Source organism: Rhizobium sp. Root491 (genome assembly GCF_001427205.1).
In the GTDB taxonomy this organism is placed as follows: Bacteria; Pseudomonadota; Alphaproteobacteria; order Rhizobiales; family Rhizobiaceae; genus Agrobacterium; species Agrobacterium tumefaciens.
Genome location: NZ_LMFF01000016.1, coordinates 236694 through 251927 on the forward strand (window position 1 = coordinate 236694; position 15234 = coordinate 251927).

Here is a 15234-nt window from a genome sequence, read left to right on the forward strand (position 1 = left end):
GGCCGCCGCCCGATTGTCAGGAAACGGCCCACATGGCGTTGAATTCGGCTCTCAGTTCAGCTTCGTCGGAGGCATCAGTGGCGGGAAAACCCGCTTCCACGGCCCGCACCCGCTCCAGCGAACGGCCGGAAAGAACGGGAACCTCCTTCACGACCTCAAGCATTTCACCCATCACGCCGTTGCAATGCAAGACTATATCGCAGCCACCCGCAACAATATTCGCGGCACGTTGGCCAAGCGTGCCCTTCAGCGCATTCATGGAACTGTCGTCGGACATCAACAGACCGTCAAAGCCGATTCGCCCACGAATGATCTCCTCGATCACCTTTGGCGAGGTCGTTGCCGGACGCTCCCGATCGACGGCGTTGAACACCAGATGCGCGCTCATCGCCATCAATTCTCGGTTCAGCGCGCGGAATGGCACAAAATCATGGGCGTCCAGCTCGTCCAGCGGCACATCGACAACAGGCAATTCATGGTGTGAATCCACCATGCCGCGACCGTGGCCCGGCATGTGTTTCATGACAGGCAACATGCCGCCCGCCTTGAGACCGTCAGCCGCCGCCTGCCCCATCTCCGCCACCATGGTCGGGCTGTAGCCATAGGCCCGGTTGCCAATGACGTTGCTGGCGCCTTCCACCGGCACGTCGAGCACCGGCAGGCAATCGATATTGATGCCGAATTTCATGAGGTCGAAGGCATGCAGACGCGACATCAACCACGCCGCGCGCAGGCCTTCCTCGCGGTCACGCTCGTATATCTCGCCAAGAATGCGGGCATTCGGATAGGCTTGCAAAAGCGGAGGCTTGATGCGCTGAACGCGCCCGCCTTCCTGATCGATCAGAACCGGGGCATCCGGCCGCGCGACGGCATCGCGCATTGAGGCGACGAGATCGGTAATCTGTTGCGCATCACCGATATTGCGCCCGAACAGGATGAAACCCCAGGGCCGCTCATTGCGGTAAAGGGCAATCTCGTCAGCGGAAAGCGTAAGCCCGCCGCATCCGAGGATCATAGCTTTGCAATCGGTCATGATGTCACGCTCACAGAATGGGGAAATGGCCTTATACCGCAAGGCGTCGGGGATAAGTCGACAACCCCTCCGCCGTCATGCTCGGGCCTTTCCCGAGCATCTGCAACCGACCGGTTGGCGAAACGTTGGCAGATCCTCGGCACGGGGCCGAGGATGACGTCGAATGTGAGGAAAGCCTTTCCCCACTGCGAGGACTGCCTTAGACGGCAGCCCCAATCTTCACTCAACCGGATCAGCCGCTATCAGCGCGCCACCAGGCAGCTGCCGCCAGCTGCGCGGAACTTTTCGCACAGCGCCACGGCTTCGTTCTTGTCCCCCGCCGGGATGCGGACGCGGTAGAACGTGCCCTTGCCGGCGATCTCAGCGGCCTTGATGTCGACGCCCCGACCAGAAATGACCGAACCGAACTTGGCCGACATGTTCTGGTAGGACTTCTGGGCCTCCGCCTGGCTCGGCAGGGACGCGATCTGGATGTAATAACCACCCGAAGACGGCGCGCTCGTTGCTGCGGGCATGGCGGCGGCTGTCTGCTGCTGTGCAGCCTGCGGCTGGGCCGGAGCAGTTGCAGCAGGACGGACGTTGCCCTGATTGGTCACCGTTGCCACCACATTGGAAGGCTGTGCAGACGGACGCGCCGAAGGAACGGGCGCAGCCGACTGCGAGGCCGGTGTGGAGGAAGCGGCTGGCGTATTGGCCTGCGGGTGTTCAGGCGCAACCGGAACACGCGAAGCGGCGATGACGGCGGGAGCGCCCTCACCCGGCTTGGCTGCCTGCGGTGCAGCAAGCTCCGCGACCTTGTCGGCCTTCGGTGGCTGGGCAGCAGGCGCATCGACTTCCTGTGCAACCAGCGTACCATCAGGCTTGACGATCATGGTGCGGACCTTGCGCGGCGAAACGCCCGTCGCACCGGCACCTTCGTTCTGGCTGGCCTTTTCTTCCGGCGAAAGCAGGCGCGGATCTTCAGTCTCGCCAACCGGCGTTCCGGTGGCTTCCATGTCCGCGTCGTTTTCACCTTCCAGCGGCAGCTGTTCGGGTATCAGCGTACGCTGGACCACATCGACAGGCTTTTCGTTGCTGGAGATCAGCGCCGGTTGCTTCGGATCGGCAGCGCTACCACCGGCCACGCGGTCGTAAACCGCCTTGTCCTGATTGGGCACGACGCGGCCACCCGGATTTTCCGGCACCACCTTCATCGGGTCGTTATCGGCGGAAATGATGACCGGCGCGCCATTGGAGCCCGCACCGGACGAACCGCCCGACATCAGCGCGTAAACACCACCACCGACAAGCACCAGACCGATTGCTGCGGCAACCGGCATGATCCAGCGGCGACTGCCACGTTCTTCTTCTTCGCGATAGGCCGGCTGATGGTCGACATAGGTATTCTCGGCATCGCGCGGCGCATTGCCGCGCGAGGCAGCAGCCTCCTGCATGGAGCGGCGGAAATCTTCTTCCAGCGCCCGCTCAAATTCGTCGACCTCCTCCGGACCCTGTGCCTGAGGACGCGCCTGCGGGGCAGCAGCCCGGTTTTCCGCATGTTTGTGACGGTCAAGACCACCGGCAACCGCCGGGGCAAACAGCGTTGCGAGCTCGGTGTCGATATCGAGGTCTTCTTCGTGACGACGGGCGACAGGCTTGGGTTCGAAAACGCCGACCGGCAATTCCGGCACGTCCATCTCGGTAATATTTTCCGGATGTTCTTCCGTCTCACCGATCTGCGAGGGATCGAAAGGCAGGCTTTCCAGCGTTTGTGGTGCAACCGGCTGCGGTGCGGCTGCGACCGGACGCGGCTGAACCGGAGGCGCGGCTACCGGAATTGCAGCAACCGGGGCCGGGCGCGGCTGAGGTGCTGGCTGTTCTCGCACCGGCTGCGGCGCGGCGGCAGCAACCGCTACCGGAGCGACCGGCTGCTGGCGAACGGGCTGCGGCACAGGCGCAGGTGCGACTTCCGCTGCAGCGATTTCGGACAGGTCGAGGTCAAGATCGAGATCATCAAGCGCAAGCTCGAAGTCATCGTCGTTGAAACCTGCGAAATCCCCAAAGTCCGGCTCCTGAACGGGCGGCGCTGTTACGGCCGGGGCTGCCTTTACAGGGGCTGCGGCAACCGGCGCCGTGGCAACCAAAGGCGGCTCCACTCTTGCAGCCGGAACGATAGGCGCAGCCTGTGCGATGGGGGCATCCTGAACGACAGGCTCTTCGCCGCGTCCGGGAATGGAATATTTCGCAACGCCGTAGATCAGCTCATCCATCGGCGAAAGATTTGTTTCAACCGGCTTTTCTGCAACCGAAGGCGCAAAGGTCGGCGCAGTTTCTTCCGCCTGAACGAAGACGGGCTCAGGCGCCGGAACTGGTTCGGCCTGTGGCTCGATCCGGGCTGCAGGCAGCGCTTCGGCCCTCGGCTCGATTCGCTGGGGATCACCAGCCGCAACATCACGGCGCGCGCCGAAATTGGCAAGCGGCAGACGCAGGCTGGAAAATTCCAGCGAAGAACGGCCACCATGCGAAGGCGGACGCACGGAAATCGGTGCAGGCGCTTCGGCGACGGCGATCTCTACCTCATCGGCAAGATCGAAAGCCTGCGGCTCAGGCGCATGGCTCTGATCGGAATGCGCAATATTGCTCGAAACATCGGCCGGAAGCTCAGGCATAGCGTGCCAGGTGCTTTGAGCCGGCTCGACAGCCTGCGGCTCTTCCCATGCAGCCTGCTGGTAAACCACCGGCTCGGCAGGGCGCGACTGGCGCGAATGCACATCGAACACCTCGGCAACCGCACCGGCATCATCACGGAAATCCGCGCGGATGTCCTGCGTCGACGTCTCGACGTAATTGTGAATGTAGGCCTGATCGGCCTCGGGAAGTGGCTCCTGGCTCACTTCGGGTGCGGGGCTTGCCTCGAACACGGGTTCGTCCGCTGGCGCAAGCTCAGGCTCACGCCGGGCGAAAACCGATTCGACGCGCTGCATGAAGTCGCTGGGGTGGATGCCCGCACGCACATCGTTTGCCGGGTCAAGAACGACCGGATCGGCATGCGGCGCATCGTAAACCTCGAACTCTCGAAGCAACTCGTCTTCGAGATTGAATTCGGGTTCGCGGCGGGTTGCCGCAGAGCCGGCGCGTGGCGCAGCTTCGGAACCCGCATGCGAAGGACGCTCATCGAAACCGACGATACGCGCCAGTTCTGCCAGAGGATCGTTGTCAGCGAACCCTTCAGACCGGGCGTCCCGGTTATACGCGACATTTTTTTCGACCATTACGTGTTCCACCATCTACGCATTGCAGCTCTTGCCAGCGTATTGTGAGCAAATAATGGTGATATGTTATCGCATCTCGTCAGGCGCGTCCGCTCCTAAAAGCGTAAGACCAGACTTCAAAACATTCGCGACAGCATTCACCAGCCCGAGTCTGGCAATGCTCAATTCTCGGTTTTTATCGTTAATAAAACGTAATTCCTGATGGTCTTTACCTTTGTTCCAGTGTCCATGGAAGGAACTGGCGAGATCATAGAGGTAAAAAGCAAGCCTGTGCGGCTCGTGTGCAAGGGCTGCGGATTCGATCAGGCGCGGGTACTCAGCAAGCTTTGCAACCAGCTGCAACTCGTTGATATCGCTAATCAAAGCAACGGAAGACGACATGTCGTCCTGCGAGAGCGCAAGACCCGGAAACGCTTCCTGCGCCTGGCGGAAGATGGACATGCAACGGGCATGCGCATATTGCACGTAAAAGACCGGATTATCCTTCGATTGTTCGGTCACTTTCGCAAAATCGAAGTCCAGCGGCTCGGAATTCTTCCGATAGAGCATCATGAATCGCACGGGATCGCGACCTACTTCGTCCACCACATCGCGCAGCGTGACGAAATCGCCTGAGCGTTTCGACATCTTCACCGGCTCGCCATCGCGATACAGCTTCACGAGCTGGCACAGAAGAACCGTCAGCTTCGACTTGCCTTCCGAGACCGCGCGCGCAACCGCTTCAAGCCGCTTCACATAGCCGCCGTGGTCGGCGCCGAGCACATAGATCATCTCGGAAAAACCGCGATCGAACTTGTTCTTGAAATAGGCGACGTCGGCGGCAAAATAGGTGTAGGAACCGTCCGACTTCATCAGCGCGCGGTCCATGTCGTCACCCACCTCGGTGGAACGGAACAGCGTCTGCTCGCGGTCTTCCCAGTCTTCCGGCAACTCGCCCTTCGGCGGTGGCAGGGTGCCCTTGTAGACGTGGCCCTTGAAGGTGAGATCGTTGATGGCCGAGAGAATGGGGCCGCCATTGCCCTCATGCAGCGTGCGCTCAGAGAAGAACACGTCGTGCTTGACGTTCAGCGTCTCCAGATCCTCACGGATCATCACCATCATTGCGGCGATCGCCTTGTCCTTGACGATAGGCAGCCACTTTTCCTCGGGCATGGCGCGCAGCTTGATGCCATATTCATCCGCCAGCGCCTGGCCGACTGGAACGAGATAGTCACCGGGGTAGAAGCCCGACGGAATGGCGCCGATATCTTCGCCAAGCGCCTCGCGGTAACGCAGGAAGACCGAACGCGCGAGCACGTCGATCTGCGAGCCGGCGTCGTTGATGTAATATTCCTTGGTCACGCCATAACCGGCGAAGGCGAGCAGGTTCGCCAGCGTGTCACCCACGACAGCACCACGGCAATGGCCGACATGCATCGGACCGGTGGGGTTGGCGGAGACATATTCGACGTTGATCTTCTGGCCAGTGCCGATCTTCGAGCGGCCGAAATCGATGCCCTGCCCAATCATATCGGCAAGAAGACGCTGCCAGTAACCGACAGAGACCTTGAGATTGATAAAGCCGGGACCGGCGACGTTGACGCTATCGACATCGCCATCGGCCTGAAGTGCTGGCACGATGAGTTCGGCCAGCGCCCGGGGATTGGTGCCGAGCGGCTTCGCCAACACCATAGCGGCATTGGTTGCGACATCGCCATGGCTCAGATCGCGCGGGGATTCGACCGTAATTCGACTGAAATCGACCTTTTCGCGGTTCTCTTTCACGAGATCGAGAGTCTCGAGCGCGTTTTTGATCCTGGTATCGAAATCGGCAAAAATGTTCATCGTTCCAACCTGCGCGAAGGGCTTCTGTTCATGTCCGGCCATCATAACCGGGTTGGCTTCGCGATCGCCCGCTGCCCTATCGCAAATCGGGGGTGTGGTCAAACAGCCGCTGGTGGGCGCGCAGTGCATAACTGTCGGTCATACCAGCCAGATAATCCCCCACATGGCGGGCTTTTGCGGCCTTGCTCATACCGGAAATGCTGTCCACCCAGTAGTGACTCTGCATCTCTGCCGGCACTTCCATATAACGGTGGAAAAGGTCGGTAACGATCTGCATAGCGCCGGCGCGGATGCGCATGATTTCCGGATGCCGGTAGATATGGGCAAACAGCAGTTTCTTGATCTGCCTGTCGGTTTCAGCCATTTCCGGCGAGAAAGTCGCGACGGTAAAATCGGCGGCGCGGATATCGGCCGCACTCTTCGGTTTCAGCCGGAAAAGATTCTGCTGCGCGACCCCGATTACATCCTCGACCATATGGGTGATCTGGCGACGCATGATTTCATTGGCGAAGCGTTCCTTGTCGAGCACGGGATATTTCGCACGTACCTCAGCCATCAGCTTGCTGAGGAAAGGCACCTCTTCCAGCATCTCGAAGCTCAGATAACCGGCACGCAGGCCGTCATCGATATCATGGGTATTATAGGCGATGTCGTCGGCAATAGCCGCCATCTGTGCCTCAAGGCTGGCATAGCTGCCGAGTTCCAGATCCTGCAGCTCGCAATATTCGAGGATGGGCAGCGGAACCGGGCCCTTCACGCCCTCGCCCTCGGCATTGACCAGCGGGCCATTGTGCTTCACCAGCCCCTCCAGCGTCTCCCATGTCAGGTTGATGCCGTCATATTCGGCGTAGCGGCGCTCCAGCTTGGTGACGATGCGCAGCGACTGCGCGTTGTGATCGAAGCCGCCATAGGGCAACAACACCGCATCCAGCGCATCCTCACCGGTATGGCCGAACGGCGTGTGGCCGAAATCATGCACCAGAGCCACGCCCTCGGCCAGATCCTCGTCCAGCTTCAGAGCACGTGCGAGTGCGCGGGCAATCTGCGCAACCTCAATCGTGTGGGTGAGCCGCGTGCGGTAATGGTCACCGTCAGGGCTGATGAAAACCTGCGTCTTGTGTTTAAGCCGGCGAAAGGCAGTGGTGTGGACGATGCGGTCCCGGTCGCGCTGGAACTCCGAGCGCGTCAGGCTACCTTCCTCGGCAAAAAGACGCCCGCGCGTGGTCCATGGATCAGAGGCGAAAACCGCCCTCTCGCCACTTCCGAAACCCAATGCGCGCTGGTCTATAATCATTCATCCACCTGTACTGTTCTCTGGCCGGGACTTCCTTTGACCCGAAGTCCATGGCCTTTGACCATTGACCTTTTCATCCACCCTTCATACCTATCGCAAAGGTCGGCGCAAAGCATCATCGCGGCAAAGGCCGTTGCGGACATCGCTATAGACCGTTTATTTGACTGGTTTATAATGGTGGCGACAAATCTATTGCTCTCCGGTTCTTGACCCCGGCACGAGGAACGACATGGAAAACAGCGACATTACACTTTCGGAAGCCGCAGCGAAGCGAATCGCCCAGATCGTCGCAGCGGATGCGGGCAAGCAGGCTCTGCGTGTTTCGGTGGAAGGCGGCGGCTGCTCGGGCTTCTCCTACAAGTTCGACCTGGCGGAAGACCCCGCCGATGACGACATCGTGATTGCGCGCGGAGACGCCAAGGTGCTGATCGACAGCCTGTCGGTTGTCTATATGGCCGGCTCTGAAATCGACTTCGTCGACAATCTGCTCGGCCAGTCCTTCCAGATCAAGAACCCGAACGCGGTCGCAAGCTGCGGCTGCGGCACCAGCTTCTCGATCTGAGTGAAACGGCCCGCGGCTCTGCCTCAATGCTCTCAGCTTTGAGGTGATCCGCGTCCCACTCCTGCCTCATCCCTGTCTCCCCGCCGCGCAGACGCGCGTCGGCTGGATTCCTGTGACAAGCACAGGAATGAGGGGATAGAGACATGACGCTGACTTCGCGGCCCAGTTCACTCTACCAACCTCCCCTCTATCCACCACATCCTCACCAGCCGTTTCCAAAAACGGTGGCAATCGCTTTTGCATCGGGTAAAAGTAACCTCACAAAAGGGAAACTCCGATGAAGATTGCCACCTGGAACATCAACGGCGTCAAGGCGCGTATCGAAAACCTCTGCCAGTGGTTGAAGGATTCATCGCCCGACATCGTTTGCCTTCAGGAAATCAAGTCGGTTGACGAAGGCTTTCCCCGCCTTGAGCTGGAGGCGCTCGGCTATCACGTCGAGACCCATGGTCAGAAGGGTTTCAACGGCGTCGCCCTTCTGTCGAAGATGAAGCCCGACGAGATCAATCGCGGCCTGCCGGGCGACGATGCCGATGAACAGGCGCGCTTCATCGAGGGCGTGTTTTCCGTTGATGGCGGTGCGATCCGGGTCTGCTCGCTCTACCTGCCGAACGGCAATCCGCCTGACGATCCGGTCAAATATCCCTACAAGCTCGCATGGATGGAGCGGCTACGCCGCTTTGCCGAAGATCGCCTTGCGCTTGAGGAGCCGCTTATTCTGGCGGGTGACTACAACGTCATCCCCGAACCCTTCGATTGCCACGATCCGCGGGTCTGGGCTGGCGATGCGCTGTTCCTGCCCAAGACGCGCTCGGCATTCCGCAGGCTGGAAAATCTCGGCTTTACCGATGCCGCACGCGCGACGACGGATGAACCCGGACTTTATTCCTTCTGGGATTATCAGGCTGGCGCATGGCCTAAGAATAACGGCATCCGCATCGATCACCTGATGCTGTCGGCGGAAGCGGCCGACAGGCTGGAATCGGTGAGCATCGAAAAACATGTGCGGGCCTGGGAAAAACCGTCCGACCACGTACCGGTCTGCGGTTATTTCAATTTTACGCCGATCAATTGAACGGCGCTCGCCGGGCGAGTTAGAGAATTTCCGGTTAAAGTGCGCCGAAACAAAGAGTTAGAGCACGTCAAACGATTCCGTTTAAACAGGACGTGCTCTGAGTCGCCTCAGCCACAATAGACATAATTGTCAGTTCGGATCGTCGATCTGCATGTTCTGCGCCAGCGCGATAGCCGCGCGGCGATCGTTTTCACCCGCGAGCGAAAAAGCCTGTTCCTGAAGGGTCTGGATCCAGGTGCAATCCACCGCCGTGCACTTGTCGAGCGCGGCCGTCATGAAGGCGAGCCCCTGCGTCGTCTGGCCTTCCTGGAAAAGCAGATTACCGAAAATCGACATGGCGCCGGCATGGCCGTGCTTGCGTGCCTGATTGAGCCACTTCTTGGCCTGCTGCACATCCGCCCGGCCGCCCTCACCCGCAAGGATCATTTCCGCCAGACGGAACTGGGCCTCAGCCACGCCAAAGGTGGAAGCCACCTGAAAATAGAGCTGGCGGGCCTGCGACAGGTCCATCTTTACCGGAGTGCCGGGAATGCCGTGGCGGTAATAATCGGCAAGAGAAAGCAGCGCGTTAACGAAGAAGCCGGTATCCTCGGAGCCCGGCTCGACGCCCTGGCTGGCAATTTCGCTGTAAATCTTGAAGGCTTCGAAGTCGTTCTTGGCAACGCCATCGCCGAAGGCATACATATTGGCAAGCGCCCAGCGCGAGCCGGTATGGCCCTTTTCGGCCGCATAGCGATAGGCCTCGACGGCTTCGTCCTTGTTACCGTTCTTGTAGGCCTTGAAGCCGAACTTGAACAGGTCGAAGGGGCCGGATTCCTTGGTAACGCCTGCGTTGATGTCAAAAGCCAGCACCGGCATTGCGAGCGACGCAAGCAAAAGGCTCATGATGAGCGGCTTTAGAACATGTGCTTCACATTTCAGCATTTAGGCGAACTTCTCTCACTCTTCCCGGCATATAGCCAATACTAGCGGAATACTGCAAAGCTGAACCCCGCCGGGTCGCGATTTTTCGAACACACTGCGTCTTTCCGGCAGCACTTTCCAGCGCACTGCCGGTGGTCATATGCGGTAATTGCTCCAAATTTTCAGTGAGACAGATATAGGCATAATTTCCGGCAATATAACGGCGTTTGACCGCCTGCCGGTCAGCGCCAAACAAGAAACCCGGATCAAATTCCCGTATTACTTGCTTAAACCCTGAATCCAAACCCGTTTTCACTCTTCGCAACTCCGCAGGCCCACATCAAACGCCTGCATGTTCTTCCATCCCCGCGTCCATAAACAGAAGCCAAGCACCTTGTTTGTGGCGGGAAATGGACAGATATGCCCACATTCCAACGCGGCACCACGCTTGCAGAAAAGTGTTGCCAAATCGTCACAAAACTTTCGGGCTAGAAATTTTTATCGAGCAGGAATCATAGTCGGGAATGAAAAAAGGTCCGGTTGGTAAACCGGACCTTTCTTTTCGTTCAGGTGTGGCGAATGGTGTCAGAACTTGACCTTGACGCCAGTAGAGATCGCAGCCACGAGATCGTTGCCGAAGTCGTAGCCCGCCTCATTGCCGCAGGTGAAGCCCGCACCGCAAGGTCCACCGTTGATGGATGAGCTACCGGAGGTCAGGAGGCCGAGAGCACCGGCAACCTTGAACTCGATATTCTTGTTCGGCGAGTAGACGATCTGCGTGCCCAGCGTCCAGGTGTCGGTCTGGGTGCCGATAACCGTCGATGTACCGCGATCCCAGGTCAGGCTCACAGCACCGCTCCACTGCTCGTTGAACTTGTGACCAACGCCGCCGGAAATCGTCCAGCCATCACGATAAAACAGGTCTAGAGTGTTCAGCGTGTCAGCGCCGCTCGGAACGCAGGGGGACGTCCCTACCGCGCAGAAAGGAATGACCTGAATCTGGCTCCAGTCAGTCCACTTCACCGAACCGAAAGCGAGCCAGTCCGGCGCTATGCCGGATTGCACCTTCAGTTCGATGCTGTCTGGCATTGAAACGGAGCCATAGATCGGCACCAGCTTGCCGCCGTATTTCGCCAGCGTCGGAGAGATGGACGGCGGCGTCTGCGGAACCCCTCTGACATCGGCGAACCCGGTCAGATCGTGATCGACGGCGCTGTTATAAACAAGGCTCGCCCGGAAGGCGACCTCGGGGATTTCGTAGGCAACGCCGGCGCGCCAACCCCAACCGTCCCCTTCCATCTCAAGTTTGCCGACGCCGCTGAAGCTGGACCAGGCCGGATTGAGGCCAAGAACAGCTGGCCCAAGAACCTGACGGTATTTATAACCGCTGATCTCCTGGTAAAAGCCGCCGCCGATAATCGAGAAGTCGCCCTTGCCAAGATCAAACTTCACACGGCAGGTGGTGGCGTAATTGTGCGACTTTACCTTGGTTTCGATATTGTAGCTCGATCCCTGCCAGATGCCGGGATTGAGGTGCGCGCCCCAAGGCTGCGAATAATCGAACATGCAGTCGCCGAAATCGCCGATTGCCGCCTTGGCGCCGATGCGGGTCGACCAGAAGTTTTCAGAGTCATCTGCGCTCCTTGACCAAGTCGCAGGCAGCGGACCGCTCTTCAGCGGATTGTCACGCGCATTCTCAACCTTGCGCTGTGGCGCAACGAATGTAGCAGAACTGTCGAGAACATAGTCGGACGGGTCGAACAGCAGGTCAATATTGTAGCCACCGCGCTCGAGGCCGCCCGCCAGTGAAGGCGTGACCGCCGCGATGCTGGCTACGAAACATACTGCGCCGCGAAAAAATGCAGTTTTTGCCATCTCTCTCCCCAATCAAGGCAATGTGATCATTGAGAGAGTGAAATGCTTTGCGGCAAATGACAATCTGCCGTGGCGCGGCGCGGTTGCCACCGGATGGCCATTTTTTTACGTAAGTTTTTGATGTTTGGCATCTTACATAATCATTTTAGGCTATTATTCTAATCCAATTAGAAAAAACGACACAAAACGAAACAAACTCCCAATCCGCACCGGAAATGTCGCCAAATAACCACAGTTGGACGTTTCCGAAGAAAATCGCTTATCAGGCCGTTTTTATTGATCTTTTTCGTCTTCCTGCGCGGTTTTGTGCGCCTCGCGGCAGAAATAATCGCGCTGTCACGCAGTGCATGATTCGCCATTGCAACGCAGCAATGAATTGAGCCGGCCCTGACAGAACGCAAAACGCCCCGTTTTCACGGGGCGTTTTGATTTTACACGCAACAGGAACCTTATCCTGCTTCGCTGACCCGCTGCAGGGCGGTTCGAAGACTTGTCAGCTGAACTTCCAGCTCCGCCTTGCGGTCGCGCTCGGCGGCCACAACCTCCGGATCGGCATTGGCCACGAATTTTTCGTTCGACAGCTTCTTGTCGATGCGTTCCATTTCCGCATCCACCTTGCCGATCGCCTTTTCGAGACGGGCCTTTTCGGCCGCGAGATCGACGAGGTTGCCGAGCGGCAGGCAGACGGTGGCCTCACCGATGATGATCTGCGCGGAACCTTTTGGCGCCACATCGGCACCACGGATTTCATCGGCACGCGCCAGGCGCCGGATAGCGGCGGCATGGCGGTCCAGCCGCGCTTCTGTCGAGGTATTGGCACCGACCACCACCAGCGATGCGGTGGCGCCCGGCGGCACGTTCATCTCGGCACGCGTCGAGCGGATGCCCGAAACCAGATCGATCAGCCAGTTGATTTCCGCAGCCGCGGCATCGTCGCGGAATTCCGGAGTCGGCCAGTCGGTAAGGCAGAGAAGATCAGCCCGCTCCTCGCCCTCGCCCGCCGTATGCGCCCACAGCTCTTCCGTCATGAAAGGCATGAAGGGATGCAGGAGCTTGTAGATCTCATCCAGAACATAGGCCGCGCAGGCCTGCGATTCCGCCTTTGCCGCCTCATCCTCGCCACCGAACACGGGCTTGAGCAGTTCCAGGTACCAGTCGCAGAACTGGTTCCAGACGAAACGGTAGAGGATACCGGATGCATCGTTGAACCGGAAGTTCTCAAGAGCCGCCGTCACATCGCGCGCGGTGTTGGCAAGCTCGGTCAGGATCCAACGGTTGATCGTCAGCGATGCGGTTTCGGCCAGGAAATGCGGATCGCGCTTTACGCCGTTCATTTCGGCAAAACGCGTGGCGTTCCAGAGCTTCGTGCCGAAGTTGCGATAACCGGCGATACGTGCCGGATCGAGTTTCACGTCACGACCCTGCGCCGCCATGATGGCGAGCGTGAAGCGCAGCGCATCCGCACCGTATTCGTCGATCAGTTCCAGGGGATCGATGACGTTGCCCTTGGACTTGGACATCTTCTGGCCGTTCTTGTCGCGAACGAGCGCATGGATGTAAACGGTGCTGAACGGCTCGACCGGATTGCCGGCATCGTCCTTCATGAAATGCAGACCCATCTGCATCATGCGGACGACCCAGAACGGGATGATGTCGAAACCGGTGACAAGCACGTTGGTCGGATAATACCGCGCCAGTTCCGGTGTCTTTTCCGGCCAGCCGAGCGTCGAGAACGGCCACAGCGCCGATGAGAACCAAGTATCGAGAACGTCTTCGTCACGGGTCAGAATTTCACCCGGCTTGAAGTTTTCAAGCTTCTCTTCGACCCAGGCCTTCCACGGACCTTCATGGGCAATATAATGCTGGATAGCGGCCTGAAGCGCCTCTTCCTCGGTCTTTTCAACGAAGACCTGCCCGTCAGGGCCGTACCATGCCGGAATCTGGTGTCCCCACCACAATTGCCGCGAGATACACCAGGGCTGGATGTTCTCCATCCACTGAAAATAAGTGTTTTCCCAGTTCTTAGGCACGAAATTGGTGCGGCCTTCGCGAACCGAGGCAATGGCCGGCTGAGCCAGGGTCTTGTTGTCCACCCACCACTGGTCTGTGAGGCGCGGCTCGATCGGCACGCCGCCACGGTCGCCATGCGGCACGACGTGCTTGTGCGGCTCGATCTTGTCGAGCAGGCCGGCTTCCTCGAAGATTTCGACGATGACCTTGCGGGCGAAGAAACGATCCTGTCCTTCCAGACGATCCCATGCGCCGTGCAGCGCCGCCGGATGATTTAGGCCCTCGAGGAAATCCTCGTTCTCCTTGATGGAGATCGTCCCATCGATATTCATGACGTTGATGGCGCGCAGACCGCAACGCTTGCCGACCTCGAAATCGTTGAAGTCGTGCGCAGGCGTGATCTTCACGGCGCCAGTTCCGGCCGTCGGATCGGCATAGTCATCGGCAACGATCGGGATCTTGCGGCCAACGATCGGCAGGATGACATGCTTGCCAATGATGCCCTTGTAGCGCTCGTCTTCCGGGTTCACCGCAACACCGGTATCGCCGAGCATGGTTTCTGGCCGCGTGGTAGCAACAACGATGTAATCACGCGTTTCGAACTCGGTGGGCTTGCCTTCCTCGTCAAATGCGATCGGGTGCTGATAGGTCACACCCTTTTCCAGCGGATAACGGAAGTGCCAAAGGTTGCCCTTCACTTCCAGCTGCTCGACTTCCATGTCGGAAATCGCGGTCTGCAGCTTCGGGTCCCAGTTGACGAGTCGCTTGTCCTTGTAGATCAGGTTCTGCTTGTAAAGGGTGACGAACACCTCGAGAACGGCCTCGGACAGACCCTCATCCATGGTGAAGCGCTCACGCGACCAGTCGCAGGACGCACCGAGGCGCTTCAGCTGGTTGAAGATCAAACCGCCGGATTCGGCTTTCCATTCCCAGACCTTGTCCACGAAGGCCTCACGGCCCATTTCGCGGCGGCCCGGAAGCTGCTGTTCCATCAGCTTGCGCTCGACGACCATCTGCGTGGCGATGCCCGCATGGTCCATGCCCGGCTGCCACAACACGTCCTTACCGCGCATGCGCTCGAAGCGGACTAATATGTCCTGAAGCGTGTTGTTGAGCGCATGGCCCATATGCAGGGAGCCGGTGACATTCGGCGGCGGGATGACGATGGTGAAGGTTTCCGCGCCCGGTTTGGCGTTGGCGCCGGCACGAAAAGCGTTCGCCTCGTCCCAGGCTTTGGCGATTTTCGGTTCGACGGATGCGGAATCGTAGGTCTTTTCGAGCATTTCCTGACCTGAATTTTAGAGTTCTTGTGTGGATTTTTTAAATAAGGATGGATGGTCGAGAGTCAACAGAAACCGACCCGTCAGCGACTATGACCCCATAGCGCCTTCATCTTCAACAAAAAAG

At 58.9% G+C, this 15234-nt stretch carries 10 protein-coding genes; 2 read left to right on the forward strand and 8 right to left on the reverse strand.

Going from position 1 to position 15234, the window contains the following annotated elements; genetic code table 11:
- Window positions 1–16: 16 nt before the first annotated feature.
- The 4 genes from nagZ to ASD46_RS19650 all read right to left on the reverse strand — a co-directional run bounded on the left by nagZ (window position 17) and on the right by ASD46_RS19650 (window position 7402).
- Complete coding sequence (nagZ, locus tag ASD46_RS19635; RefSeq protein WP_003515605.1) at window positions 17–1033, reverse strand: beta-N-acetylhexosaminidase; 1017 nt, start codon at window positions 1031–1033, stop codon at window positions 17–19.
- 242 nt (window positions 1034–1275) lie between these two features.
- The gene (locus ASD46_RS19640) at window positions 1276–4284 is read right to left on the reverse strand and encodes an SPOR domain-containing protein (protein WP_025593640.1); all 3009 of its coding nucleotides are present in this window, start codon (window positions 4282–4284) and stop codon (window positions 1276–1278) included.
- Window positions 4285–4350: 66 nt separating this feature from the next.
- On the reverse strand, window positions 4351–6108 hold the full coding sequence (gene argS, locus ASD46_RS19645) for an arginine--tRNA ligase (protein ID WP_003515610.1): 1758 nt from the start codon (window positions 6106–6108) through the stop codon (window positions 4351–4353).
- A gap of 76 nt (window positions 6109–6184) precedes the next feature.
- Window positions 6185–7402, reverse strand: a complete 1218-nt coding sequence (locus ASD46_RS19650) for a deoxyguanosinetriphosphate triphosphohydrolase (RefSeq protein WP_060642568.1) — start codon at window positions 7400–7402, stop codon at window positions 6185–6187.
- A 229-nt stretch (window positions 7403–7631) separates the two neighbouring features.
- On the opposite strand from ASD46_RS19650, the gene erpA reads away from it, so the two are divergent.
- A complete protein-coding gene (gene erpA / locus ASD46_RS19655; RefSeq protein WP_003515615.1) occupies window positions 7632–7964 on the forward strand; it encodes an iron-sulfur cluster insertion protein ErpA in 333 nt (110 codons plus the stop codon).
- Window positions 7965–8241: 277 nt separating this feature from the next.
- The gene (xth, locus tag ASD46_RS19660) at window positions 8242–9039 is read left to right on the forward strand and encodes an exodeoxyribonuclease III (protein WP_003515617.1); all 798 of its coding nucleotides are present in this window, start codon (window positions 8242–8244) and stop codon (window positions 9037–9039) included.
- Between the two features lie 129 nt (window positions 9040–9168).
- Here the strand turns inward: xth and exoR are convergent, their stop codons facing one another.
- From exoR to ASD46_RS19680, 4 genes are all read right to left on the reverse strand, one after another.
- Entirely contained in the window at window positions 9169–9963 is a 795-nt protein-coding gene (gene exoR, locus ASD46_RS19665) for an exopolysaccharide production regulator ExoR (RefSeq protein WP_003515620.1), read from the reverse strand.
- On the reverse strand, window positions 9950–10258 hold the full coding sequence (locus tag ASD46_RS19670) for a hypothetical protein (protein ID WP_233283652.1): 309 nt from the start codon (window positions 10256–10258) through the stop codon (window positions 9950–9952). The genes exoR and ASD46_RS19670 overlap by 14 nt, the downstream gene beginning before the upstream one ends.
- Before the next feature lie 269 nt (window positions 10259–10527).
- Window positions 10528–11817, reverse strand: a complete 1290-nt coding sequence (locus ASD46_RS19675; protein ID WP_003515621.1) for an outer membrane protein transport protein — start codon at window positions 11815–11817, stop codon at window positions 10528–10530.
- Window positions 11818–12266: 449 nt separating this feature from the next.
- Window positions 12267–15110 carry a valine--tRNA ligase gene (locus ASD46_RS19680; RefSeq protein ID WP_003515623.1) on the reverse strand — a complete coding sequence of 948 codons (2844 nt, stop codon included), beginning with the start codon at window positions 15108–15110 and terminating at the stop codon, window positions 12267–12269.
- Window positions 15111–15234 lie beyond the last annotated feature (124 nt).